General features: G+C 70.6%; 20 protein-coding genes, 1 tRNA gene and 1 other RNA gene. 9 read left to right on the top strand and 13 right to left on the bottom strand.

The window, feature by feature from the left end:
- Positions 1-16: 16 nt before the first annotated feature.
- The 5 genes from Q9R33_RS09530 to aceE all read right to left on the bottom strand — a co-directional run bounded on the left by Q9R33_RS09530 (position 17) and on the right by aceE (position 6,317).
- Complete coding sequence (locus Q9R33_RS09530; protein ID WP_013586517.1) at positions 17-265, bottom strand: acyl carrier protein; 249 nt, start codon at positions 263-265, stop codon at positions 17-19.
- 74 nt (positions 266-339) lie between these two features.
- Entirely contained in the window at positions 340-1,341 is a 1,002-nt protein-coding gene (locus Q9R33_RS09525) for a beta-ketoacyl-ACP synthase III (RefSeq protein WP_056367355.1), read from the bottom strand.
- A 15-nt stretch (positions 1,342-1,356) separates the two neighbouring features.
- Complete coding sequence (locus Q9R33_RS09520) at positions 1,357-2,268, bottom strand: ACP S-malonyltransferase (RefSeq protein WP_056367354.1); 912 nt, start codon at positions 2,266-2,268, stop codon at positions 1,357-1,359.
- 94 nt (positions 2,269-2,362) lie between these two features.
- Positions 2,363-3,580 (bottom strand): PucR family transcriptional regulator, encoded by a 1,218-nt coding sequence (locus Q9R33_RS09515; RefSeq protein WP_396654084.1) that lies wholly within the window; start codon positions 3,578-3,580, stop codon positions 2,363-2,365.
- Between the two features lie 7 nt (positions 3,581-3,587).
- Positions 3,588-6,317, bottom strand: coding sequence for a pyruvate dehydrogenase (acetyl-transferring), homodimeric type (gene aceE, locus Q9R33_RS09510; RefSeq protein WP_311293597.1), 2,730 nt, complete (start codon positions 6,315-6,317; stop codon positions 3,588-3,590).
- Positions 6,318-6,459: 142 nt separating this feature from the next.
- On the opposite strand from aceE, the gene Q9R33_RS09505 reads away from it, so the two are divergent.
- A tRNA-Val gene (locus tag Q9R33_RS09505) sits at positions 6,460-6,532 on the top strand.
- 11 nt (positions 6,533-6,543) lie between these two features.
- Here the strand turns inward: Q9R33_RS09505 and Q9R33_RS09500 are convergent.
- Entirely contained in the window at positions 6,544-8,088 is a 1,545-nt protein-coding gene (locus Q9R33_RS09500) for an amino acid permease (RefSeq protein WP_310246706.1), read from the bottom strand.
- A gap of 89 nt (positions 8,089-8,177) precedes the next feature.
- Here Q9R33_RS09500 and Q9R33_RS09495 point away from each other — a divergent pair, with 89 nt between their 5' ends.
- Positions 8,178-8,909, top strand: a complete 732-nt coding sequence (locus Q9R33_RS09495; protein ID WP_056367350.1) for a zinc ribbon domain-containing protein — start codon at positions 8,178-8,180, stop codon at positions 8,907-8,909.
- A 27-nt stretch (positions 8,910-8,936) separates the two neighbouring features.
- Positions 8,937-10,661, top strand: coding sequence for a bifunctional 3'-5' exonuclease/DNA polymerase (locus Q9R33_RS09490; protein WP_396654083.1), 1,725 nt, complete (start codon positions 8,937-8,939; stop codon positions 10,659-10,661).
- Here Q9R33_RS09490 and Q9R33_RS09485 read toward each other — a convergent pair.
- Entirely contained in the window at positions 10,651-12,414 is a 1,764-nt protein-coding gene (locus Q9R33_RS09485; protein ID WP_311293595.1) for a DUF4012 domain-containing protein, read from the bottom strand. The genes Q9R33_RS09490 and Q9R33_RS09485 overlap by 11 nt on opposite strands.
- Positions 12,415-12,429: 15 nt before the next feature.
- On the bottom strand, positions 12,430-13,077 hold the full coding sequence (locus Q9R33_RS09480) for an LPXTG cell wall anchor domain-containing protein (protein WP_311293594.1): 648 nt from the start codon (positions 13,075-13,077) through the stop codon (positions 12,430-12,432).
- A gap of 161 nt (positions 13,078-13,238) precedes the next feature.
- Here Q9R33_RS09480 and rnpB point away from each other — a divergent pair.
- Positions 13,239-13,606, top strand: an RNA gene (gene rnpB / locus Q9R33_RS09475) — RNase P RNA component class A.
- A 35-nt stretch (positions 13,607-13,641) separates the two neighbouring features.
- On the opposite strand, the gene ppgK is transcribed toward rnpB, so the two are convergent.
- A complete protein-coding gene (gene ppgK / locus Q9R33_RS09470) occupies positions 13,642-14,406 on the bottom strand; it encodes a polyphosphate--glucose phosphotransferase (RefSeq protein WP_056367348.1) in 765 nt (254 codons plus the stop codon).
- Positions 14,407-14,503: 97 nt separating this feature from the next.
- Here ppgK and Q9R33_RS09465 point away from each other — a divergent pair, with 97 nt between their 5' ends.
- Genes Q9R33_RS09465 through Q9R33_RS09455 form a run of 3 tightly spaced genes read left to right on the top strand, consistent with a single transcriptional unit; the run spans position 14,504 to position 19,144 of the window.
- The gene (locus Q9R33_RS09465; RefSeq protein ID WP_056367347.1) at positions 14,504-14,731 is read left to right on the top strand and encodes a hypothetical protein; all 228 of its coding nucleotides are present in this window, start codon (positions 14,504-14,506) and stop codon (positions 14,729-14,731) included.
- A 59-nt stretch (positions 14,732-14,790) separates the two neighbouring features.
- On the top strand, positions 14,791-16,128 hold the full coding sequence (glnA, locus tag Q9R33_RS09460; protein WP_056367346.1) for a type I glutamate--ammonia ligase: 1,338 nt from the start codon (positions 14,791-14,793) through the stop codon (positions 16,126-16,128).
- A 13-nt stretch (positions 16,129-16,141) separates the two neighbouring features.
- Positions 16,142-19,144 carry a bifunctional [glutamine synthetase] adenylyltransferase/[glutamine synthetase]-adenylyl-L-tyrosine phosphorylase gene (locus tag Q9R33_RS09455; RefSeq protein WP_310246697.1) on the top strand — a complete coding sequence of 1,001 codons (3,003 nt, stop codon included), beginning with the start codon at positions 16,142-16,144 and terminating at the stop codon, positions 19,142-19,144.
- 25 nt (positions 19,145-19,169) lie between these two features.
- Here Q9R33_RS09455 and Q9R33_RS09450 read toward each other — a convergent pair whose 3' ends face one another.
- Positions 19,170-19,907, bottom strand: coding sequence for a peptidase M23 (locus Q9R33_RS09450; RefSeq protein WP_311293593.1), 738 nt, complete (start codon positions 19,905-19,907; stop codon positions 19,170-19,172).
- A 147-nt stretch (positions 19,908-20,054) separates the two neighbouring features.
- Positions 20,055-21,479: a type I glutamate--ammonia ligase gene (glnA, locus tag Q9R33_RS09445; RefSeq protein WP_311293592.1), complete on the bottom strand. Its 1,425-nt coding sequence runs from the start codon at positions 21,477-21,479 to the stop codon at positions 20,055-20,057.
- Positions 21,480-21,611: 132 nt separating this feature from the next.
- Here glnA (Q9R33_RS09445) and Q9R33_RS09440 point away from each other — a divergent pair, with 132 nt between their 5' ends.
- On the top strand, positions 21,612-22,004 hold the full coding sequence (locus tag Q9R33_RS09440) for an RDD family protein (protein WP_235560150.1): 393 nt from the start codon (positions 21,612-21,614) through the stop codon (positions 22,002-22,004).
- Between the two features lie 54 nt (positions 22,005-22,058).
- Here the strand turns inward: Q9R33_RS09440 and Q9R33_RS09435 are convergent, their stop codons facing one another.
- The gene (locus Q9R33_RS09435) at positions 22,059-22,769 is read right to left on the bottom strand and encodes a DUF4191 family protein (protein WP_056367342.1); all 711 of its coding nucleotides are present in this window, start codon (positions 22,767-22,769) and stop codon (positions 22,059-22,061) included.
- A 124-nt stretch (positions 22,770-22,893) separates the two neighbouring features.
- On the opposite strand from Q9R33_RS09435, the gene Q9R33_RS09430 reads away from it, so the two are divergent.
- Positions 22,894-24,207, top strand: a complete 1,314-nt coding sequence (locus Q9R33_RS09430; protein ID WP_310246687.1) for a hypothetical protein — start codon at positions 22,894-22,896, stop codon at positions 24,205-24,207.
- A 19-nt stretch (positions 24,208-24,226) separates the two neighbouring features.
- Here Q9R33_RS09430 and sucB read toward each other — a convergent pair.
- A partial coding sequence (gene sucB / locus Q9R33_RS09425; RefSeq protein ID WP_311293591.1) for a 2-oxoglutarate dehydrogenase, E2 component, dihydrolipoamide succinyltransferase occupies positions 24,227-25,234 on the bottom strand: 1,008 nt, incomplete at its 5' end.

Here is a 25,234-nt window from a genome sequence, read left to right as displayed (position 1 = left end):
CCCCACCGGGATGGTCCTACGCCTGGTTCGACGTGATGAAGGTGACGGCGTCGCCGACGGTCTTGAGGTTCTTGACCTCGTCGTCCGGAATGGTGACGCCGAACTTCTCCTCGGCGTTGACGACGATCGTCATCATCGAGATCGAGTCGATGTCGAGGTCGTCGGTGAACGACTTCTCGAGCGCGACCTCGTCGGCCGAGATACCGGTCTCGTCGGTGATGAGCTCCGCGAGTCCCGCGAGGACTTCGTCGTTGGTGAATGCCATGGGATTCTCCTGTTTGTTAGGGGTAGGCGTGCCCGAGCGGGCCGGGAATCAGTCTAGGGTCGCGGTTCGCCGCGTCAGGGAAGGACGACCACCTGCGCGCCGAAGACCAGTCCGGCGCCGAAGCCGATCTGGAGCGCGAGGCCGCCGCTGAGCTCCGGGTGCTCCTCGAGCAGTCGGTGCGTGGCCAGCGGGATGGAGGCCGCCGAGGTGTTGCCGGTGGTCTCGATGTCGCGGCCGATCAGGACGGTGTCGGGCAGGCCCAGCTGCTTGGCGAACTCGTCGATGATGCGCATGTTCGCCTGGTGGGGCACGAAGGCGGCGAGATCGGATGCCTCGACCCCGGCGGCCTCGAGCGCCTGGCGTGCGACCTTCACCATCTCCCAGACCGCCCAGCGGAAGACGGTGGGGCCCTCCTGGCGCAGGGTCGGCCACGGCGCGACGCCGTCGCGGAACTCGGTCAGCGTGTGGTTCATGCCCACGGCCTCGGCCTTCGACCCGTCGGAGCCCCACACGGTGGGGCCGATGCCGGGCGTCTCGCTCGGGCCGACGACGACCGCACCCGCACCGTCGCCGAGCAGGAACGAGATGCTGCGGTCGGCGGGGTCGACGATGTCGCTGAGCTTCTCGGTGCCGATGACGACGGCGTAGTGCGCGGCGCCGGCGCGGATGAGCGCGTCGGCCTGGGCCACGCCGTAGGCGAAGCCGGCGCATGCGGCGTTCACGTCGTACGCCGCGGCGGGGTTGGCGCCGACGCGATCGGCGACGATCGCCGACACCGACGGGGTCTGCTTCGGGTTGCTGATGGTCGCGACGATGACCGCGTCGACCTGCGACGCGTCGACGCCGGACCGCTCGATCGCCTCGCGGGCGGCATCGGTCGCGAGGTCGATCGCGTCCGTCTCGGCCACCGCACGAGTACGCGTGACGATGCCCGTGCGCTGGCGGATCCACTCGTCGCTCGAGTCGATCGGGCCGACGAGGTCGTCGTTCGGCACCGCGATCTCGCCACGGGCGGCGCCGTAGGAGTAGATGCGCGTGTGGGCGGCACCGGTTGGCTGGATGAGGCTGCGGGTCATGCGGGGGTACTCCGGTCAGGCGTCGGCGGCCACCAGCGCGGCGGCGGCCTCCAGGTCAGCGGGCGTCTTGACGGCGACGGCGGGAACTCCGCGGAGCGCGCGCTTCGCGAGCCCGACGAGCGTGCCCGCGGGGGACAGCTCCACGATGCCCGATACCCCGGCGTCGGCGAAAGACGCCATGCAGAGGTCCCAGCGCACCGGCGAGGCGACCTGGTCGACGAGAAGGTCGACGAACGCACGGCCGGACACCACGGCGGAGCCGTCGCGGTTGGTCCACAGCGTGACCCCCGGATCGGACACGTCGTGGTCGGCTGCGGCCGCACGCAGAGCCTCGACAGCCGGCGCCATGTACTGGGTGTGGAAGGCGCCCGCGACCTGCAGCGGGATCACGCGAGTCCCGGCGACCGGCTCGGCCGCGAGGGCCTGAAGGGCGTCGAGCGCGCCGGCGACGACGAGCTGGCCGCCGCCGTTGTAGTTCGCGGGGGAGAGGCCGAGCTCTGCGAGGCGGGCGAGGACGGATGCCTCGTCCCCGCCGATCACGGCGCTCATGCCGGTGTCGGCGGCAGCTGCCGCCTCCGCCATCGCGCGGCCGCGGATGCCGACGAGGGTGAGTGCGGATTCCTCGCTGAGGACGCCCGCCGCCGCGGCGGCGGCGAACTCGCCGACGGAGTGCCCGGCGACACCGCCGATGCGCTCACGGTCGGGCAGCGCGTTCCACGACAGCAGGCTGGCCGCGACGATGAGCGGCTGCGCCACCTGGGTGTCGCGGATCTGGTCGGCGTCCCACTCGGTGCCGGCGGCGACGAGGTCGACGCCGGACCACTCGGAGTACTGAGCCAGGCGATCCGCCGCGCCGTCCGATTCGAGCCAGGGAGTCAGGAAGCCGGGGGACTGGGAGCCTTGCCCCGGGAAGACCGCGATTCTCACCGTTCCATCCTGTCAAGGATCAGGAAGGTCGTTCTGGCGACACCGTCACAAGAATCACGCGCTCCTTTGTGCGTGGCCCACACCGACGGACAGATCACGCGGGGTTGCGTCGAGGCGGCGGACGGCGGCGCGAGGCATCCGTCCCTATCGATCCGAGGATCAGCGCCGTCTGCAGGATCAGGGCCTCGCGGGGGCCGGTGGCGTCCCAGCCGATGACCTCGGACACCCGCTTGAGGCGGTAGCGCACCGTGTTCGGGTGCACGAACAGCTCGCGTGCGGTGGCCTCGAGCGAACGGCCGTTGTCGAGATAGGCCCAGAGCGTCGACACGAGGTCGGCGCTGTGGGCCTGGAGCGGGCGGTAGATGCGCTCGACGAGGGTGAGCTTGGCCAGGGGATCTCCGGCGAGGGCGCGCTCGGGGAGGAGGTCGTCAGCCTCAACGGGGCGGGGCGCGTGACGCCAGGCGCGCGCGACGGCGAACCCGGCGAGGGCGGCGCGCGCGCTCTGGCTCGCGTCGACGAGCGCCGGCACCGTGGGGCCGAGCACGAGGTACCCGGCACCGAAGCCGGGCTCGAGGCGGCGCGCGATCTCGGCGAAGGGAAGGTCGACCACGGGGTCGTCCGCGCCGGTCGACGCTTCGGAGCGCCCGACGACCAGTACGAGGCGCGAGCCCTGGACACCGATCAGGACGTCGACACCCAGCTTGCGCGCCGTACGACGGAGCTGATCGACGTCGAACTGCGGGGGAGTCGTGCCGACGAGGACCGCGACCTCGCCGTGGCCGTGCCAGCCCAGGGCGGCGATGCGGCTCGGCAGCTCCTCGTCGGCCTCGCCCGTGAGGATCGAGTCGACGACGAGCGCCTCGAGGCGCGCATCCCAGAGGCCGCGCGCCTCGGCGGCGCGGGCGTAGACGTCGGCTGCAGCGAACGCCACCTCGCGGGAGTACAGCAGGATCGCCTCGCGCAGGTGCTCGCCCTTGCCCGCGACCCGCTCCTCGGTCACCTCGACGGTGACGCGGATGAGCTGCAGGGTCTGCTGCAGGCTGACGCTGCGCAGCAGCTCGCGGGGGGCGGCCGCGAAGATGTCGGACGCGATCCACGGCGTCGAGGCGGGGTCCTCGTACCACTGGATGAACGACGTGATTCCGGCCTGGGCCACCAGCCCGACGGCGGACCGTCGGGCTGGTGGCATCTCGGCGTACCAGGGCAGCGTCTCCTCGAGGCGCTTGATGGTGACGGTCGCCAGGTCGCCGGAGATGCGTCGCAGCCAGGCGAGCGTCTCGACCTTGTCCATCACCTCGGTGGACTTGCCCATCCGCAGGTCAGCTCTCGCCGCCCGCGTTCCCGCTCGTACCGGCGGTCACGTCGTGCAGACGGTACTTCTGGATGGCCTGCGCGGCGAGGCTGCGGTCGACCGCACCCTCTTCCGCCAGAGCCTGAAGCGTCCGGACCGCGACCGAAGGGCCGTCGATCTTGAAGAAGCGACGGGCCGCGGCGCGCGTGTCGGAGAAGCCGAAGCCGTCGGCACCGAGCGTCGCGAAGCGGTTCGGCACCCACGGACGGATCTGGTCCTGGACCGCGTGCATGAAGTCGCTCACCGCGACCACGGGGCCGGCGGCGTCCTTCAGCTTCTCGGTCAGGTAGGCGGTGTGCGGCTCCTCCTCCGGGTGGAGGAAGTTGTGCTCGTCGGCGGCCAGGCCGTCGCGGCGCAGCTCGCTCCACGAGGTGACCGACCAGACGTCGGCCTGCACACCCCAGTCGTCGCGCAGCAGCTGCTGCGCCTCGAGCGCCCACGGCACTCCCACGCCCGACGCGAGGAGCTGGGCCTTGGGGCCCTCGCCCTCGGCGGTCGAGACGCGGTGGATGCCGCGCACGATGCCGTCGACGTCCACGCCCTCGGGCTCGGCCGGCTGCACCAGCGGCTCGTTGTACACCGTGAGGTAGTACATGACGTTCGGGTCGGGGTGGTTGCCGCCGTACATGCGCTCGATGCCCGAGCGGACGATGTGCGCGATCTCGTACCCGTACGCCGGGTCGTACGACACGGTCGCCGGGTTGGTCGAGGCGAGCAGCAGCGAGTGTCCGTCGGCGTGCTGGAGGCCCTCACCGGTCAGCGTCGTGCGTCCGGCGGTGGCGCCGATGATGAAGCCGCGCGCCATCTGGTCGCCCGCCGCCCACTGCGCGTCACCGGTGCGCTGGAACCCGAACATCGAGTAGAAGACGTACACCGGGATGAGCGGCTCGCCGTGCGTGGCGTACGAGGTGCCCGCAGCGGTGAACGCGGCGACCGCGCCCGCCTCGTTGATGCCGACGTGGACGATCTGGCCCTGCGGGCTCTCCTTGTAGGCCAGGAGCAGCTCGCGGTCGACCGACGTGTAGTTCTGGCCGTGCGGGTTGTAGATCTTCGCCGAGGGGAAGAACGCGTCCATGCCGAATGTGCGGGCCTCGTCGGGGATGATCGGCACGATGCGGTGGCCGAAGTCCTTCGCGCGGAGGAGGTCCTTGAGCAGACGGACGAATGCCATCGTCGTGGCGATCTCCTGCGTGCCCGAGCCCTTCTTCGGCAGCGCGTACGCGTCGTCGCCCGGCAGTTGCAGCCCGACGTGGTGCGAGCGACGCTCCGGGAGGAAGCCGCCCAGCGCGCGACGGCGCTCCAGCATGTACTGGATCGTCTCGTCGTTCGATCCGGGGTTGTAGTACGGCGGCAGGTAGGGGTTCTCCTCGAGCTGCGCGTCCGAGACCGGGATCCGCATCGAGTCGCGGAAGTACTTCAGGTCCTGCAGGGTCATCTTCTTCATCTGGTGGGTCGCGTTGCGGCCCTCGAAGTGATGCCCGAGGCCGTAGCCCTTGATCGTCTTGGCGAGGATCACGGTGGGCTGGCCCTTGTGCTCGGTCGCGGCCTTGTAGGCGCCGTAGACCTTGCGATAGTCCAGGCCGCCGCGGCGGAGCTTGCCCCAGATGTCGTCGTCCGACCAGTCCTTCACGAGAGCGGCCGTGCGCTCGTCGCGCCCGAAGAAGTGCTCGCGGATGAACGCACCGTCCTCCGCGCGATACGTCTGGAAGTCGCCGTCCGGCGTGGTGTTCATGAGGTGCACGAGGGCGCCGTCGGTGTCCTTGGCGAGGAGTTCGTCCCACCCGCTGCCCCAGACCACCTTGATGACGTTCCATCCGGCGCCGCGGAAGAAGCTCTCGAGCTCCTGGATGATCTTGCCGTTGCCGCGCACCGGGCCGTCGAGGCGCTGCAGGTTGCAGTTGACGACGAACGTGAGGTTGTCCAGGCCCTCGTTCGCCGCGACCTGCAGCTGTCCGCGGCTCTCGACCTCGTCCATCTCGCCGTCGCCGAGGAATGCCCAGACATGCGAGTCCGACAGGTCCTTGATGCCGCGGTTGGTGAGGTACTTGTTCGACATCGCCTGGTAGATGGCGTTGATCGGTCCGAGACCCATCGAGACCGTCGGGAACTGCCAGTACTCCGGCATGAGGCGCGGGTGCGGGTAGGACGGCAGCGCGTGGGGCGCCTTCGACTTCTCCTGGCGGAAGCCGTCGAGCTGCTCGGAGCTCAGGCGGCCTTCGAGGAAGGAACGGGCGTAGATGCCGGGGGAGGCGTGCCCCTGGATGAAGATCTGGTCGCCGCCGGTCGGGTCGTCCAGACCACGGAAGAAGTGGTTGAAGCCGACCTCGTACAGCGACGCGGAGGACGCGTACGTCGAGATGTGACCGCCGACGCCGATGCCCGGGCGCTGGGCGCGGTGCACCGTGACCGCGGCGTTCCAGCGGATCCACCGGCGGTACCGGCGCTCGAGCTCCTCGTCGCCCGGGAACTCGGGCTCGTTCTCGGGGGCGATCGTGTTGATGTAGTCCGTCGTGGGAACCTGCGGAACGTTGAGCTGCAGCTCGTGCGAGGTCTGCAGCAGGCTCAGCATGATCTCGCGGCCACGTCCGTGGCCCTTCGCCTGCACGAGCTGCTGGAGGGATTCCTGCCACTCGGAGGTCTCATCGGGATCGCTGTCGAGGGGTTCCTGCGAGTACGGATCCTGATCGTTGACAGTCACAGAAGACCTTTCGTCGTCTGGCAGATCGTGCCAGGTAATCGCTACCGGAGCGGCGCGGGCGTTGTCTGCCCTGCACAAACGCACCAACTGCCAGCCTAGCGAGTTCGAGACGGTCCGGACGCACCTCGTAGACTGGCCGCGAGGGCCTTTAGCTCAGCTGGTAGAGCGCCACGTTTACACCGTGGATGTCGTCGGTTCGATCCCGGCAGGGCCCACCGAACTCACTTCAGGACCGATCCACTCGCGGATCGGCGTCTCCGTCCCGATCGCCGTCGTCGCGCTGGTGCGAGACGACGTGCGGCAGCGCGAACTCCTCATAGCCGGGCTGGCCGATTCTCGAGTGCCGGTGGGAGTACGCGAAGTAGATCACGAAGCCGATGACGAGCCACACCAGGAATCGCAGCCACGTCTCGACGGTGAGGTTGAGCATCAGGTAGACGCAGATCGCCGCCGACAGCGCCGGGAGCCACGGGTTGAGCGGCACGCGGAAGCTTCGGTGCAGGTCCGGGCGCTTGCGCCGCAGCACGATGACGCCGATCGACACGAGCACGAACGCCGACAGGGTGCCGATGTTGACCATCTCCTCGAGCAGGCCGATCGGCGTGAAGCCCGCGACGACGGCGACGATGATCGTGACGAGGATCGAGATGACCCACGGCGTGCGGAACCGCGGGTGCACCTTCGCGAGCCGAACGGGCAGGAGCGCGTCGCGCGACATCGCGAAGATGATGCGCGTCGCCCCGATCAGCAGGGTGAGCACGACCGTGGTGAGACCGGCCACGGCGCCCGCCGAGATCAGCGTCGCCATCCACGTCGCGCCGTGGAAGGCGAAGGCGTTGGCGAGAGCGGCCGCCGGGTCGAGGTCCTGGTAGGGAACCATCCCCGTCACCACGAGCGCGACGGCGCAGTACAGGAGCGTGCAGATCACCAGCGACGCGATGATGCCGATCGGCAGGTCGCGCTGCGGGTTCCGCGTCTCCTCAGCCGTGGTCGCGACGACATCGAACCCGATGTAGGCGAAGAACACGAGCGCGGCGCCGGCGAAGATGCCCCCGACGCCGAACGCGGTGGGCTCGACGCCGGAGAAGAACTGCAGCAGCGGCTGGCTCAGTCCCGTCGCGGTCTCCCTCGGCGCGGGCGCCGGCACGAACGGCGACCAGTTCGCCGGATTCACGAACAAGAGGCCCGCGACGATGACGAACAGCACGATGAAGAGCTTCACGGCGACGAGCACCATGTTCACGCGCAGCGATTCCTTGATCCCGAAGGTCATCAGGCCGCCGAGCACGAGGACGAGAAGGATCGCCATGAGGTCGACGGTGCCGCCGTATCCGATCTCGGCGGGGATCGGCATCCCGAGCTGCTCGAAGAGCGTCCCGAGATACGCGCTCCATCCCTGCGCGACCACGCTGGCGCCCAGGAACATCTCGAGGATGAGGTCCCACCCGATGATCCAGGCGAACAGCTCGCCGAGCGAGGAGTAGGAGAACGTGTAGGCGGACCCCGATACGGGCACCGTCGACGCGAACTCGGCGTAGCAGAGCGCCGCGAGCGTGCAGGCGATCGCGGCCACCACGAAGCTGATCACGATCGCGGGGCCCGCGACCTCGTGCGCGGCACGGCCGGTGAGGGTGAAGATGCCGGCGCCGATCACGACGCCGATGCCGAAGACGGTGAGGTCCAGGGCCGTCAGGGACTTCTTGAGTCGGAATTCCGGTTCGTCGGTGTCGGCGATCGACTGCTCGACGGACTTGGTGCGGAGAACGCCCATGGCTCGCGCCTTTCGTCTTCGGAAGGGCCGGTCGTCGAATGCTAGTCCCCGCCGCTCGCGCCGTCGATGCCCCACGGTAGGTTGGTGACGTGAACGCCAGCCCCGCAGACCAGCGCCGCCTCGTCGAGGTCGCCCAGCTCGACGCCCGCATCCGCCAGGCCGACAACGCACGCAAGAACCCGCCTCAGGCCGGTCGGGTGCAGGAGCTGCTGGGCCGCCGTCAGGAGCTCTCGCAGGAGCTCGGCACGCGTCTGGGCGCCCGTGACGACCTGCGCACAGAGCTGTCGCGCATCGAGTCCGACGTCGCCGTCGTCGACGCCCGCGCGGCTCGCGACTCGGACCGCCTCGCCGCCTCGACGAACTCGAAGGAGGCGCAGGGGCTCGAGAGCGAACTGGCCGCCCTCGCCCGCCGCAAGAACGACCTCGAAGACGCGGAGCTCGCCATCATGGAGCGGCTCGAGATCGCCGACGCCGCCGTCGCCGAGCAGGAGTCGCTCATCGCGGCGACCAACGCCGAAGGTGCCGAGCTGAGCGCCGAGGGCAAGCGCGCCGTCGCCGAGGCGACCGCGGCCTTCGACGCCGCCACCCGTGATCGCGCGGCCGTCGCCGGCGGCGTCCCGGCAGACCTCCTCGCCCTGTACGACCGCCTCGCCGTCCGCAGCGCCGGTGCTGCGTTCCTGCGACGTCGCACGTGCGAGGGCTGCCACATGGTGCTCGCCGGCACCGACCTGCAGGTGCTGCGCCAGGCCGGCGAGAACGACGTCGTGATGTGCCCGGAGTGCGGCTGCATCCTCGTCCGCGACGACGAATCCGGGCTGTGACCGCACCAGGCCTCTCCTGCGGTGGGCGTGTCTGACGCCCCGGGCTGGATCGTCCTGGGGCGGACCGAACGCGGAGCCGCCGTCATCCTGCTCGACGCGAACGCCGACGAGTTCGGGCGTGAGGAGGTCGACGGCGGCGCGCTGACGTCGTGGATCTCGGACGCCGAGGTCCGCTGGGCACCCCGCTGGGTCTGGCACGACACCCCGCAGTGGTACGCCGCGCTGCTCGCCGACGGCATCCGCGTGGCCCGATGCCATGATCTGCGCCTGTGCCATGCGATCCTGCGCGACTCCGCGCTGGTCTCCGAGACGGCCCCGGTGAGACGGTCGCGGGAGTGGGATGCCGCCCCGCACGTCGACACCGAAGAGGCCGCGCCGGCCCTGTTCGAGCTGGACGCCGTCGGGCGCCCCACCGGTCCGCCCGCGGACGCCGACGCGGCGCTGGCCGAGTTCCGGCGGCAGCGCGACGCGATCGCCGGCAGTGCCGAACCCGGCCGCCTGCGGCTGCTGACGGCGGCCGAATCGGCGGGCGCGCTCGTGGCCGCCGAGATGCGCGCCGCGGGACTCCCTTGGGACGCCGAGGCGCACGACCGCATCCTCGTCGAGACGCTTGGGGAGCGCCGGCCCGGCGGCGCGCAGCCCGCCAAGCTCGCCGCCTCGGCGGAGCGCGTCCGCGCAGCACTGGGCGACCCCGCGGCGAGCCTCGACTCGCAGCCGAAGCTGCTGCGGTCGCTGCACCGCGCCGGCGTGCTCGTCGAGTCCACGAGCCGATGGGAGCTCGCCGAGCAGCGGCATCCCGTCATCGAACCGCTCCTCGAGTACAAGAAGCTCGCGCGACTGCTGTCGGCGAACGGGTGGACCTGGCTGGCCGAGTGGGTCGCCGACGGCCGGTTCCGCCCCGTCTTCGTGCCGGGCGGTGTCGTGACCGGGCGCTGGGCGTCGTCGGGCGGGGGAGCCCTGCAGCTTCCGCGCCAGCTGCGCGAGGCCGTGCGCGCCGACCCGGGCTGGCGGCTCGTCGTCGCCGACGTCGCGCAGCTCGAGCCGCGCGTGCTCGCGGCGATGTCGGGCGACACCGCGCTCGCGGCTGCGGCACGCGGACGCGACCTCTACGCCGGGATCGTCGAGAGCGGCGCGGTGGCGACCCGTCAGGAGGCGAAGATCGCGATCCTCGGCGCGATGTACGGCGCCACGACGGGGGAGTCCGGCCGGCTGGTCCCCCGCCTGCGTCGCGCATACCCCCGCGCGATGGGGCTGGTCGACGACGCCGCGCGCACCGGCGAGGACGGCGGCATCGTCTCCACGTGGCTCGGTCGCACGTCCCCCCCGCCGTCCCCGGAGTGGTCGGCCGCGCAGTCGCGCGCGACCGAGGCCGAGGCATCCGGAGCCGACGAGACCCGCGCCCGGCGCTGGGCGCGCGATCGGGGCCGATTCACCCGCAACTTCGTCGTGCAGGGCACCGCCGCCGAATGGGCCCTCGCCTGGCTGGCCGACCTCCGCGGGCGTCTGGCCGCCCTCCCGTCCGTGCCCGCGGAGCGGAGCGCGCCGCGCTCCGGCCCTGCGTTCGCGCGACAGCCGCATCTCGCGTTCTTCCTCCACGACGAGGTGATCGTGCACACACCCGAGGAGCACGCGGATGCTGCCGCCCAGGCGGTGACGGAGGCGGCGGCCGCCGCGGGGCACCTGCTCTTCGGAGGCTTCCCGCTCGACTTCCGGCTCGACGTGCGCATCGCCGAGACCGCGCTCAAGGACTGATGTCCCCCGCGCACCCGTCGCCGATGCGCACCTCCGCCGGACTCATGAGCGGCGTGTGCACGATGGCCAGGGAATCGGCGCCGCTCCGGGGGATCAGGAATCGGAACTCGAGCACATTCACTTCATCGGGAGACAGGTTCACCCGCGCGGTGCTGGCGGCACGGTCCACGTCGATCGCCGTCGGCGCCGGGTAGGGCTCGCCTTTGACATCCACGGCGCCGACGTACGAGCCCGCGGGAGCGGTGACCGTGACGTTGGTGCCGATGTCGCCCACACCGACCCCGAAGTGTCCGCCTCCGGTGACGCTCACCGGCAGCGAGGCGACGTCCGCGGGTGCTCGGCTGGCCATCGTCAGGGTGACCGCGACCTCCGCGATGCCGTCCCCGCGGCAGGCGATGGTCCGCGTGTCGATGGCGATGTCCAGATAGTCCGCCATCTTGCCGCCGGTCGCGTCGTTGAAGTACACGGCGAACGCCCCCGGGCCCGCAGCATCCTGCCGCGCTCGAGGACCACCGAGGACGCTGTGCTCGAGAAGCCGCTGCTCCACCGGGCGCGCGCTCCAGGCGGACAGCCGCCCGTCGGCGACGGGCTGCTCCAGGGCCCGCAGGAGTGCGAGCGGATCCGCGGAGCCCGATGCGAGACGGGTGAACACCGCGTCCGCCGCGCTCGAGAACAGCGACGTCTGCTCGTCGGAGGTCAGTGAGCGGTAAGGGTCCACGAGAAGGCTGTCGAGCACGTTGTCGGCGTCCAGCGCCGCGCCTGTGGAGAGCTCGACAGGACCCGTGACGGCCAGCAGCGCCTGCAGCACGAAGGGATCGACCGCCAGCACCATGTCGGGTGCATGACCGGTCAGTCCCGCCCACCACGCCGAGGCGATCCGCCCGGTGGCCGCGAAGTCCGGCGTCATCGCGGCGTTCTGCACATAGCGCGCCACACCGTCTCCGTACAGCGCCGTCGTAGCTTCGGGAAGCTCCGCGATCGGATGCGTCACGGGGACGAACTCGGACGACTCCGCCTGGCGGACCAGTGTCAGACGGCCGGCCTCAGCCCGCATCTCCACGAAGCTGCCAGAGATCCCGCCACCTGTCCGCAGCTCGGCGGGGTTGAGCACCATGACGAGGATCGACCGCTCGCCGCGGTCGCCGAGCACACCCGGAAGGATGCGCGCGGCGCCCGCCGCGGCACCGGCCAGCGGCGCGAGCTCGTCGACTGCGGCGCGCGCCTGCTCCACGCCGCGCGCCACGGGGCCGATCAGCTCGCCGGTGCGCAGCGCGTCCAGCGCCTTCGACGAAGCCTCGAGCGACGTCGCGGCATCCTCGGCGTCCGCGGAGCCGGCAGCGAGTCGGGAGGTGTCCACGACCGCGCCGTCGGGGCGGTTCTCGAAGCCGTCCGCGATCGTCAGCACGGCCGGTGCGGCTTCCGCGATCCGGCCGAGCTCCGCCGCCACGACGCGCACCGCAGTGAAGTTGGGTCCCGCACCGGGCACCCCTTCGGCCAGGCGCCAGACCGGATCCGCCATGGCCGAGGATGCTCGACCCGCGACGGCGGCCATCGCCTGCGCAGCATCCGACAGCTCTGTCGGATCGCCGGCATCGATCGCCGCCCGTGCCTCGCTCGAGAGGGAGGCGAGCTGGTCGAGTTCGCCCTTCACCGTCCACACGCGCCATCCGAGCCAGGCGGCGCCGATCGCGAGCACGCCCAGGGACAGCACGCCGACCCAGAGCCATCGGCGACGCCTCTGCAGCCGCGCCATCGCCGTCGAGGAGCGTCAGCGTCGCGCTGAGCGCCGTCGCAGCAGGAACAGGACGAGCCCGGCGAGCACCACCGATGCTCCGACGGCCGCGATGGGCCCGACGGCGGCGGTCAAGCCGGTCGCCGGCAGAGCGGCCGATGCCGCCGCGGGTGAGCCCGGCGGATTCGCGTCGCACTGCGGTGTGGCCGGTGGGTACGACAGCGGCACGACGACCGAGGGGTTGACCTCGATGGTCGCGGTGATCCTGCCGCGGGTCCACGCGAAGTTGCCGTCGATCTCGACCCACTGCCCGTTCTGGAATGCCCAGCCGGGCCATCCCGTCGCCTCACCCGCGGCGTTGACCGCGGCTCCTGGCCACAGCACCCGGCCCGCCAGCCTGCCGTCGACGAGCGTGCCCAGCGGGATGGTCGAGGTGTTGGTGCCGTCGGTGAGGATGAGGCTCGCTGAGTCGCTCGTGACCTGCTCGTCCGGATCGGTGAGCCTCACGTCGAACGATATCCACGGGGCATCCTTGTCGCATACGCCGACGGCGGTCGAGCCGGCCAGGGTCGGCGTCTGATGCTCACTGGGCGTGTAATCCTCGGAATCCGCCTGCGCGGATGCCGGTGCTCCCAGCGCGACGAGGATCACGACGGCGAGCACACTGAATGATGAACGCTTCACAACTGCCTCCCCAGAGGCTCGTGACCGGGCTCGGGTGGGCCCGGTTGACGATCCTCCTCCCCAGGAGGAGCGCGCGCGTGATTCTACTCCCACATTCCGCCCGGCGGAACCTCTGTCCTCACGCGCGCCTCGGCAGGATCGCCTAAGATCGGGCGAGCGAATGGGTCGGCTGGACGGTCGCGTCGCGGGTGGTTCGCCGCTCCGCGCCGAGGAACGTCCGGGCTCCACAGGGCAGGGCGGTGGGTAACACCCACCCGGAGCGATCCGCGAGACAGTGCCACAGAAAGCAGACCGCCCGGCTTCGGCCGGGTAAGGGTGAAAGGGTGGTGTAAGAGACCACCGGGGTCGTGGTGACACGACCCGCACGGTAAACCTCGCCCGGAGCAAGGCCAGACAGGGGATGAAGACGCGGCCCGCCGAGTCCCCGGGTAGGCCGCTGGAGCGGCACGGCAACGTGTCGCCGAGAGAGATGACCGTCCACGGGGCTCACGCCCCCGGACAGAACCCGGCGTACAGGCCGGCCCATTCGCCCTCTCCGCCGCTCGCGCGGCGCGGGCCGTCGTGTCAGCCGCGCGCGAGCGCCGCGGCGCCGATGATCCCCGCGTTGTTCCGGTGCACCGCCGGCACGATCGGCGTCGTGAGGTCGAGCAGGTGCAGGAACTTGTCGGCGTGCTTGGACACGCCCCCGCCCACGACGAACAGGTCGGGGCTGAAGAGGAACTCGATGTGGCTGTAGTACCACTGCAGCCGCTTGGCCCACTGCTCCCACGTGAGGTCGTGCCGCTCCATCGCGGAGTAGGCGGCGTAGGCCTCGGCATCCTTCCCGTGCCGGGCACGCTGCACATGACCGAGCTCGGAGTTCGGCACCAGCACGCCGTTGTACAGCAGCGCCGAGCCGATCCCAGTGCCGAGCGTGGTCAGGATCGTGAGCCCGGGACGGTCCTTGGCGGCGCCGTAGCGGACCTCCGCGACGCCCGCGACATCCGCGTCGTTCGCGAAGTGGATGTCGCGGCCCAGGCCGTCCTCGAAGAACTTCTCGGCGGCGAAGTCGATCCACTCGTCCGACACGTTCGCGGCCGACAGCGTGCGGCCGTTCTTGACGATCGCGGGGAAGGCCACTCCGAGCGGAACCGACCGGTCGTCGGCGACGCCGAGGGTCGACAGCACCTCCCGCACCGCCGCCAGCACGTCCGGCGGGTGCGCCCCGGCGGGAGTCGCGACCTTCACGCGGTCGCTGACGAGTTCGCCCTTGTCGAGATCGACGATCCCCGCCTTGATCCCGGTGCCGCCGATGTCCACGCCGACGGCGCGTGCCGCGTCAGATGCCATGTCGACAGCCTATCGACGCGGAAGCCGTCGCCGACGAGGCGGGCGTCAGTAGGATCGTGCTGACGGCGACCAGCCCGCGATGCGAGGAGCGTGCACGATGACGAGCGGCAGCGACAAGTACTGGTACAACCTCAAGACCGGTGAGGTCGAGAAGGGCTTCGAATCGCCCGCCCCCGATCGCGCAGGCCCCTTCGACACTCCCGAGGAGGCGGCCAGCGCCCCCGAAGTCATCAAGGAGCGCTCGCGCGCCTGGGCGGCGGAGGAGGCACGCGAGGACTCCTGGGGCGCCGACACGGTGTCCGGCGAGGGCGGCGACGACCAGTAGTCTGGCTTTCACCGCGGTGGTAGAGACGCCTCGGGGGATCCGGCACCGGAGAGGACGCGATGGACAAGCAGCGTGACTTCGTTCTGAGGACCATCGAAGAACGAGGCGTGAAGTTCGTACGGCTGTGGTTCACAGACGTGATCGGCACGCTGAAGTCCGTCGCCATCGCCCCCGCCGAGGTCGAGGGGGCCTTCAGCGAGGGCCTCGGGTTCGACGGCTCCGCGATCGAGGGTCTGACGCGCTCCTACGAGTCGGACCTCCTGGCGCACCCCGACCCGACCACGTTCCAGACCCTGCCCTGGCGCGGCGAGATCGACCCGACCGCGCGCATGTTCTGCGACATCACCACGCCCGACGGGCAGCCGGCCGTCGCCGACCCGCGCCACGTCCTCAAGCGGACGCTCGCGAAGGCCGCCGACGCGGGGTTCACGTTCTACACGCACCCCGAGATCGAGTTCTACCTGTTGAAGTCCTCGTCCTTCGGCACCGAGGGCCCCGAGCCGGTCGACTCGGCCGGCTACTTCGACAACGTCCCGGGCGGCACCGCCCATGACTTCCGCCGCCGTTCGGTCCGCATGCTCGAGGACCTCGGCATCTCGGTGGAGTTCAGCCACCACGAAGGCGGACCGGGTCAGAACGAGATCGACCTGCGCTACGCGGACGCACTCACCACGGCCGACAACATCATGACGTTCCGCACCGTCATCAAAGAGGTCGCGATCGAGCAGGGCGTCTACGCGACGTTCATGCCGAAGCCGATGACGGGCAAGCCGGGCAGCGGCATGCACACGCACATGTCGCTGTTCGAGGGCGACGTCAACGCGTTCTACGAAGAGGGAGCGCAGTACCAGCTCTCGAAGGTCGGCCGTCAGTTCATCGCGGGCCTGCTGCGCCACGCGAACGAGATCTCGGCCGTGACGAATCAGTTCGTCAACTCGTACAAGCGGCTCTGGGGCGGCGACGAGGCGCCCAGCTTCATCTGCTGGGGCCACAACAACCGCTCGGCGCTCGTGCGCGTGCCGCTCTACAAGCCCAGCAAGGGCCAGTCGTCGCGCGTCGAGTACCGCGCCCTCGACTCGGCCGCGAACCCGTACCTGTCGTACGCACTCATGCTCGCGGCGGGCCTCAAGGGCATCGAGAACGAGTACGAACTCCCGCCCGAGGCGGAGGACAACGTCTGGTCGCTGACGGATGCTGAGCGCCGGGCTCTCGGGTACGCCCCGCTGCCTGCGAGCCTCGACCACGCGCTGGAGTACATGGAGGAGTCCGAGCTCGTCGCCGAGACGCTGGGCGAGCAGGTCTTCAACCACGTGCTGCTCAACAAGCGCCGCGAGTGGCAGGAGTATCGTTCCCAGGTCACGCCGTTCGAGCTCAAGAGCAACCTCGAGCTGCTCTGAGACCGGCTGACGCATGTCTGCGAGCGACCGGCCGGGTTCCCTGACCCCCCTCGCCCGCCTCGGCTTCAGCCGCCTCACCGACGCCGAGGCGCTCCTCGCCGAACTGTCCGAACTCATCGGCGTACCGCGGGACGCGCTGCTCGAAGGAGCCGTCGACGCGGCGGATCCCGACGAGGCGCTGCAGGCCCTGGCGCGTCTCGCGCGTCGGGACGCCACGCCCGTGCACCGGGCCCGGGAACGGCCCGAGGCGTGGCGCGCGCTGTGGGCGCTGCTCGGCGCATCGACCGGCTTCGGAGAGTTCTTCTTCCGCCACCCCGCCGAGATCGACCAGCTCGCCGATGCGGGGGAGCGGCTGCCCACGCCCGACGAACTGCGTGCGGAGCTGCTCGATTCGATCGGTGCGGTGGACGGGTTCGCCGCCGACGGCGGCGAGAGCGCCTGGGTCGCGCTGCGCGTGCGGTATCGCCGCATGCTCGCGCGCATCGCCGCGTACGATCTCCTGAGCCCCGAACCGGTCGACGAGGTGGCGGCCGTGTCGGCACGACTCGCGGATGCCGCAGGCGCGGCGCTCGAGGCATCCCTCGCGGTCGCCCGCACCCGAGTCTCGGGCGGCGCGGTCGGAGTCGGGCTGTTCCCGCACGAGCAGGTGGCGCGTACGAAGCTCGCGATCATCGGCATGGGCAAGACCGGCGCCCGCGAGCTCAACTACGTCAGCGACGTGGATGTCATCTTCGTGGGCGGCGGAGACGACGACGCGGTCGAAGAGTTCGGCGAGAGCCGCATCGTGGACATCGCGACGCGGCTGGCGGTCCAGACGATGCGCGGCATCTCCGGCGTCGAGATCGAGCCTCCGTTGTGGGAGGTCGACGCCAACCTGCGCCCTGAGGGCAAGCAGGGCGCGCTGGTGCGCACGCTCGACTCCCACCGGGCGTACTACGACCGATGGGCGAAGAGCTGGGAGTTCCAGGCACTGCTGAAGGCTCGGCCCATCGCGGGCGACGCGGACCTCGCGCAGGCCTACATCGAAGCGGTGCAGCCGAAGGTGTGGACGAGCGCCGCGCGCGAGAACTTCGTCGACAGCGTGCAGCGCATGCGCGAGCGCGTCACCGAGCACATCCCGCCTGCCGATGTGCCCTACCAGCTCAAGCTCGGCCCGGGCGGCATCCGCGACATCGAGTTCACGGTCCAGCTCCTTCAGCTGGTGCACGGCCTCTCGGACGACCGCATCCGCCAGCGCGGCACGCTCGAGGCGCTGGACGCCCTGGTCGCCGAGGGGTACATCGGCCGTGCCGAGGCATCCGCCTTCTCGCGCGACTACCGCGTCCTGCGGCTCCTCGAGCACCGCGTGCAGCTGCGGCAGCTGCGCCGCACGCATCTCATGCCGTCGCGTCCGGAGGAGCTGCGCGTCCTCGCGCGCGCGACGGGCCTCGCCGACACCGGCGAGGGGATCTGGGGCCTGTGGGAGTCGGTCAAGCGCGAGGTGCGCGACATCCATGTCCGGCTCTTCTACCGGCCGCTGCTCTCGGCGGTCGCGGCGCTCCCCGCCGATGAACGGGTGCTGTCGACCGCGCAGGCACACGACCGTCTCGCGGCCATCGGCTTCGCCGACCCCGCGGGGGCGCTGCGGCACATCGCGGCCCTCACCACCGGTCTGAGCCGCAAGGCGACGATCCAGCGCCACCTGATGCCCGTCATGATCCGCTGGTTCGCCGACGGCGTCGATCCGGACTACGGCCTCCTGGCCTTCCGCCGCCTGAGCGAGCGACTCGGCGACACGCACTGGTTCCTGCGCATGCTGCGGGACTCCTCAGGGGCCGCGGAGAGCCTCTCCCGCGTGCTGTCGGGCTCCCGCTACGTCGGCGAGCTCATCGAGTGGATCCCCGAGTCCGCCGCGTGGCTCGACGACCCCGATCTGCTGCGTCCGCGCTCCGGTGTCGCGCTGCAGCAGGAGGCGCGGGCCATCCAGACCCGGCACAAGACGGTCCTTGACGCGATGCGCGCCGTGCGGGCGCTCCGGCGCCGCGAGCAGCTGCGCATCGCGATGGGAGCGATCCTCGGCAGCGTCACGATCGAAGAGGTCGCGGACGCGCTCACGACGATCACCGAGGTGACGATCCAGGCGACGCTGCGGGCGGTGCGCCGCGAGGTCGTGCCTCCGGAGGATGCGGCGCTCGACTTCTCCGTCATCGCGATGGGGCGCTTCGGCGGAGCGGAGCTCGGCTTCGGCTCGGATGCCGACGTCATGTACGTCTACCGCCCGAACGGTGTGGATCCGCAGCGTGCTCATGAGCTCGCCCTGAAGCTGGTCGCCGCACTGCGCACCCACTCCGAGGACCACCGCGTCCCGCTCGAGCTCGACGCCGATCTGCGCCCGGAGGGCCGCAACGGCCCCCTCGCGCGCTCCCTCGAGGCGTACGAGGAGTACTACCGGCGATGGGCGCTCTCGTGGGAGGCACAGGCGCTGCTGCGGGCACGCGGCGTGGCAGGCAGCGTCAAGCTCATCGGCGAGTTCATGAAGCTCGCCGACCGCGTGCGCTATCCCGAGAGCGTCGACCTCGCCGCCACCCGCGAGATCAAGCGCATCAAGGCACGCGTCGAGAGTGAGCGCCTGCCGCAGGGCGTCGACCCCTCGCGGCACCTCAAGCTCGGCCCGGGCTCGCTCAGCGACGTCGAGTGGCTTGTGCAGCTCCTGCAGCTCCAGCACGCCCACGCGGTGCCCGAGATGCGCACGACCTCGACCCTCGGTGCGCTCCGCGCCGCGGAGAGCGCGGGGCTGATCCCTGCCAGCGCCGCGGACCGCCTGGCGGAGGCCTGGCGTCTCGCGAGCCGCCTCCGCTCGGCGAACACGCTCCTGTCGGGTCAGACGAGCGACGTCCTCCCCGTGGACCGCAAGAAGCTCGACGGGATCGGACGACTGCTGGAGTACCCGCCCCGCTCGGCCACACAGGTCGAGGAGGACTACCTGGGCACCACCCGCCGGGCACGTCGCGTCTTCGAGAAGCTCTTCTACGGCTGATCCGGATGCTGCGCCCCGCGGCCGTTCACGCGCCCGGGCAGTGCGGGATGCCGTCGATGCGGTCGCCCTCCAGCGGGTACCCGGTGACGGCGGCCACCACGCGGACCGCGCGATCCCAATAGCGGGCGTAGTGGTTCGGGTCGGAGTTGATCTGGGTGCGGTGCGCGACGAGGGTCGGCTCCACCGCGGCCCGGTCGGGCACACGCTCTGCCATGGCGCGGTAGAACACCGTCGCGGCCGTGTACGGATCCAGGCGCGCTTCGCGCGTGCCCCAGGAGTCCTGCTGCTGGAAGAGGCCGATCGAGGTGGTGCGAGAGCCGTCGGGGTTGGTCACACCGCTCGTCTCCCAGTCGCCGTAGTCGATGTTGCGCAGCGACGACTCGCCCATCGCCGTCATGACGGCGATGGTCTGATCCCGCGCGTCGAATCCGAGGTCCCTGCCGGCTGCCAGGATCGTGCAGGCGTTCGTGAGTTGCTCGAACCGGTACCCGGCGACCGCGGGCTCGATGATCGGCGGCGGCGCGGGCGCACGATCGTCCGGAGCGAGTGCGATCTCGTCCGCCCATGACATCCGGAAGCTCCCGGCGAGGAATGCCGCACCGACCAGGAGCGCGGCGAACAGGATCACCGGTACGGCGATCGCCAGCGCGACTCCCGTGCGCCGGCCGCGCCGGCGGGCGTGTCGCTGCGGCCTGCGCCTCCGCGCCGGCGGCGACCGACGGGCGCTGCGCCGTCGTGTCGTCGCGGTGGTGCGGCTGGGCATCGTCTTCGCCTTCTGTCGGTACACGCTGTCGTTCCGGGCGCGGAGCGCTCGTTCAGCCTAGGCCGCGCCCCGGGCCGCGGCATCCTTCTCCCAGCGAACACAGAAGCGGGCCCCGGTCTCCCGGGGCCCGCTTGCGGTGCTGGAACGTCAGACGCCGAAGTACAGCTCGTACTCGAACGGGTGCGGACGCGCGTTGAGCGGCTGGATCTCGTTCTCGATCTTGTACTCGATCCACGTCTCGATCAGCTCGGGCGTGAAGACGCCGCCCTTGAGCAGGAACTCGTGGTCGGCGCGCAGCGCGTCGAGCGAGTCGAGCAGAGAGTTCGGCACCTGCGGGATGTTCTTCGCCTCCTCGGGGGGAAGCTCGTACAGGTCCTTGTCGACGGGCTCGTGCGGCTCGATGCGGTTCTGGATGCCGTCGAGGCCGGCCATGAGCTGCGCGGCGAACGCGAGGTACGGGTTGCCCGAGGCGTCGGGCGCGCGGAACTCGATGCGCTTGGCCTTGGGGTTGGAGCCCGTGATCGGGATGCGGATGGCCGCCGAACGGTTGCCGGCCGAGTACACCAGGTTGACCGGCGCCTCGTAGCCCTTGACCAGGCGCTTGTACGAGTTGAGCGTCGGGTTGGTGAAGGCGAGCAGGGCAGGCGCGTGCGCCAGGATGCCGCCGATGTACCAGCGCGCGAGGTCGGAGAGCTGCGCGTAGCCCTTCTCGTCGTAGAAGAGGGGCTTGCCCTCGAGCCACAGCGACTGGTGCGTGTGCATGCCCGAGCCGTTGTCGCCGAAGAGCGGCTTGGGCATGAAGGTCGCGACCTTGCCCCACTCGTTCGCCACGTTCTTGACGATGTACTTGAACTTCAAGATGTCGTCGGCCGCGTGCACCATGGTGTCGAAGCGGTAGTTGATCTCCTGCTGGCCGCCGGTGCCGACCTCGTGGTGCGCGCGCTCGAGGAGCAGGCCCGAATCGATGAGGCGGAGGCTGATGTCGTCGCGGAGGTCGGCCGTCTTGTCGACCGGGGAGACCGGGAAGTAGCCGCCCTTGAAGGGGGTCTTGTTCGCGAGGTTGCCGCCCTCTTCGGCGCGGCCGGTGTTCCAGGCGCCCTCTTCGGAGTCGACCGAGTAGAAGCTGGAGTTCTGCTTCACCTCGTAGCGGACGTCGTCGAAGATGTAGAACTCTGCCTCGGGCGCGAAGAACGCGGTGTCGGCGATGCCGGTCGAGGCGAGGTACTTCTCCGCCTTCTTGGCGACCTGACGCGGGTCCTTCGAGTAGATCTCGCCGTTGCGCGGGTTATAGATGTCGAAGACCATGATGAGGGTCTTCGCCTCGCGGAACGGGTCGAGGTACGCCGTCGACACGTCCGGGATCAGCTGCATGTCCGATTCGTGGATGTTCGCGAAGCCCCGGATGGAGGAGCCGTCGAACAGCTGGCCGACCGTGAAGAACTCTTCGTCGACGGTGGAGGCCGGGATGTTGAAGTGCTGCTGCACGCCAGGAAGATCCGTGAAACGGATGTCGAGGAACTTGACGTCCTCGTCCTTGATGAACTTCAGCACCTCGGATGAATCTTTGAACATGAAGACTCCAGAGGTAGGGCATTCGGATCCGCCCGTACGGGCCGGGCACTCTGGCACGGTACCCGCAGGGCATTGCCCTCCAGTATCACTTGTGTTTCAGGGATGTTACGACGACCTGGGTACGCTGGGGAAGTGACGCAGAGCACCCAGGACTACCCCGGCGAACGCCTCGGACTGCCCCGCGAGGGCACCGGATCCATCGGCCGTCTGGGCCGCCGCGTCGGCGCTCTCTGCCTCGATTACGGCGCCGCGTATCTCATCTCGGGCTTCTTCGGATGGGATCCGCTCGCGATCCTCGCGATCTTCGCCGCCATCCAGATCGTGTTCCTGCCGACGCTCCAGGGAAGCCCCGGTCACCGCATCTTCGGCCTGCGCCTGGTGCGCCTCGACGGCGCGTGGGTGGGCCTGTGGCGGCCCGTCGTCCGCACCGCGCTCCTGATCCTCGCGATCCCGGCGGTCATCTGGGACGCCGACCAGCGGGGCCTCCACGACAAGGCCGCGGGCACGGTGCTCATCCGCTCGTGACACGCAAGGACCCGGCCCGACGTGCGGGCCGGACCGGGTTCACGTGCGCGCGGCTCAGCGCGGACGCGGCGCGCGCACCTTCGTGGGGTCGATGCCCTTCGGGATCGGCAGCGACGTCAGCGACTGCGAGACCGATTCGATGCGCTTGATGACCGCGGCCATCGTGGCCCGGTCGATCTTGGTGGGCAGCGACTTGATGGTCGGCGCGAGCTTCGAGATCGGCGTCTCTCCCTCGCCGTGACCGACGTAGAGCACCGTCACGGGAACCCCCGACGCGACGCGCTGGACCTTCGAGCGCTCGTCGTTGACGAGGCGCGTGAGCCGGCCGCGGGCGCCTTCGCCCACGATCACGACGCCGCCGCGCCCGACGGCGCGGTAGACAGCTTCCTGCGTCTTGGGGTTGATGCCGACCGGCATCTCACTGGCCTGCCACTTGCGGCCGAGCGACGTCGACATGACGTGGCCGGTGGCCCCCGGCATCCCGTCGATCTTCTTGTACATCGCCTGGGTCGAAAGCCGGGTCATCGTCATCATCGACGCGAGGACGCCGAGCATGAGGCCGGTCACGCCCCACAGGATGACGCTCCAGACGGCGACCGGCGGGATGAGGAACCCGATGCCCACACCCACGGCGATGCCGAGGAGGAGGATGCCGACCAGAAGGAACGGCAGCCAGCGGAACTCCTTCTGGGTGAAGGTGTAGAGGGTGCGGATCTGGGAGAAGAATCCCGGGCCCTTCTCGGGGGCGGAACTGCGCGCGGCCATAGCTTCCAGCCTACCTTTTCGCGGGCTCCTGCTCGGCTCCTCCACAGTCGGGCACCGGAGCCGGTCTTCCACAGACGACCCCCGGTCGAGGCCATCGCCTCGCGCACCGTCGCACACTGGCGTCATGACGACCGCCGACGGCTCGCTCGGGAGCCCCTACCGCGCGATCCGCGCGGTGCGGGCGCGAGAGGACGGCCCGTGGCCGGGCACCCTCGTCCGCACCGCCGCCGGCGACGCCTGCGTGCTGGTCGACGCCGACGTCCTCGGCCCGCACTGGAGGGGATGGGATGCCGCACCCGGCGGTCACGTGCTGGCTCCGGACGACATCGTGCGACGCGTCGACGGCCACGACGCGCTGCTGCCGGTGTGCTCCGAGCGCCTCGAGGACTTCGTCCGGCGGAGGTCCGCACGCATGCCCCTCAGCCTGGGCGAGGCCGTCACGCTGGGCGTGAGCGTGCTGCGCGGCTGCACCGAGGTCGCGAGCACCCCCGATGCCGAGGGCGAGTGGTGGCTCGACGATGCCGGCAGGCCGGTGCTGGCGACGGATGCCTCGGCTCGGCGCGTGTTCGAGGCATCCGCCGCCGTCCTCGAGCAGGTGAGCGTCGACCCGTCCGCGCAGCGCACCTGGCAGACCGCGCTGCGAGCGGTCACCGCGGAGCGCATCTCGGTCCATGAGCTCGAGGCAGCCGAGGAGGCGCTGTTCGCCCTCGCCGAGGCGGAGCCGCTCAGCACCGTCAGCCTCAGCCCCCGCAGTGCGAGCGATGGGGTCGCACGTGCGCACGCCGAGACGCGCCGGGCGGCGGACGTGCCGCATGACCCCGCGCCGCGGTCGATGTGGCAGACGCTCGTGGCCGGCGTGGACGACGAGCTCTCCGACACCCTGTCACGCGCCACGACAGCGGTGTGGCGCCGGCTGCGACGCACGGGCGACGCACCGAGAGCCGGCACGCGACGCGCGCCGTGGCTGGTCGGAGGGGCCGTGGCGGTCGCGGTGCTGGCCGGCGGCGCACTCTGGCCGACCGCGAGCGGGGTCGCGACCGATGCGCGACCGGGGGCTTCGCCCACAGCGACGCCCGGGTCCGCGCCAGACGTCCCGGCGGATGCCGACCCGTCCGCGACACCCGGCAGCGACTCCCCACCCGGCGCGCCGGCCGACCTCGCCCTCGTCACCGGCGAACTGCTGGACGCACGGATCGCGTGCGCCGGCGACGCCTCCTGCCTCTCTACCGTGACGGTCGACGGGGCACCGTTGTCCGGCGGCGCCATCGGCCGCCGCGCGGCCGAGCGGACGGTCACGCTCCTCGACGACTTCGGCGACATCGCGGTGCTGCGGGTCGATGCGAACGACGGATCCGCCCCGTCGCAGATGGTCGTGATCCTGCGCAGAGACGAGAAATGGCTGCTGCGCGACGTCTCCGACGTCGCGCAGCAGCCCTAGAAGCGGGAACCGCTCCGGATCAGATGCCGAGCTGGCCCTCGAACGCGGCAGTCTCCAGGCGCGTCTTCACGGCGCCGAGGAAACGAGCGGCGTCCGCACCGTCGACCACGCGGTGGTCGTACGACAGCGCCAGGTAGACGTACGAGCGCACCGAGATCGCGTCCTTGCCGTCGACCGTCACGACACCGGGGCGCTTGACGACCACGCCGGTGCCGAGGATCGCGGTCTGGGGCAGGAACACGACGGGGGTGTCGAACAGCGCGCCGCGCGAACCGGTGTTGGTCAGCGTGAACGTGCCGCCCGCGAGCTCGTCGGGCTTCAGCTTGTTGTCGCGGGTACGCGCGGCGAGGTCGGCGATCTCGTGCGCGATCTGAGCGAGGTTCTTGCTCGCCGCGTCACGCAGCACGGGGGTGAGCAGGCCGCGCTCGGTGTCGACGGCGATCGACAGGTTCTCGCTCGCCGGGTAGACGATCTGGTCGCCGTCCACCGTCGAGTTGACGACGGGGTACGCCTGGAGCGCCTCGGCGGCGGCCAGCGCGAAGAACGGCAGGAACGACAGCTTGTCGCCGGTCTTGGCCAGGAAGTCGTTCTTCACCTTGTCGCGGAACGTCGCAAGCTTCGTGACGTCGACCTCGACCACCGTCGTGAGCTGCGCCGTCGACTGCATCGACTCCACCGCACGAGAGGCCAGCACCTTGCGCAGGCGCGACATCGGCTGCGTCGTGCCGCGAAGCGGCGAGACCTCGAGCGGCGCGGGCGCGGCGGCAGCAGCAGGAGCGGCGGGAGCGGATGCGGCCTCCGCAGCCTTGAGCACGTCCTCCTTGCGGATGCGACCACCGACTCCGGTGCCCTTCACCGAGCCGAGGTCGACACCCTGCTGCTGAGCCAGGCGGCGGACGAGCGGCGTGACGTACGTGATCCCGTCCTCCTCGGCGACGAGCGCCGGAGCAGCCGGTGCCGGTGCGGGGGCGGGAGCCGGTGCCGGTGCGGGAGCCGGTGCCGGTGCGGGAGCCGGTGCCGGTGCCGC

Origin of the sequence: Microbacterium sp. PRC9, assembly GCF_031844125.1 — a bacterium.
Taxonomy (GTDB): domain Bacteria; phylum Actinomycetota; class Actinomycetes; order Actinomycetales; family Microbacteriaceae; genus Microbacterium.
The sequence above is the reverse complement of the archived record's forward strand: the minus strand, read 5'-3'. Positions and strand labels throughout refer to the sequence as shown.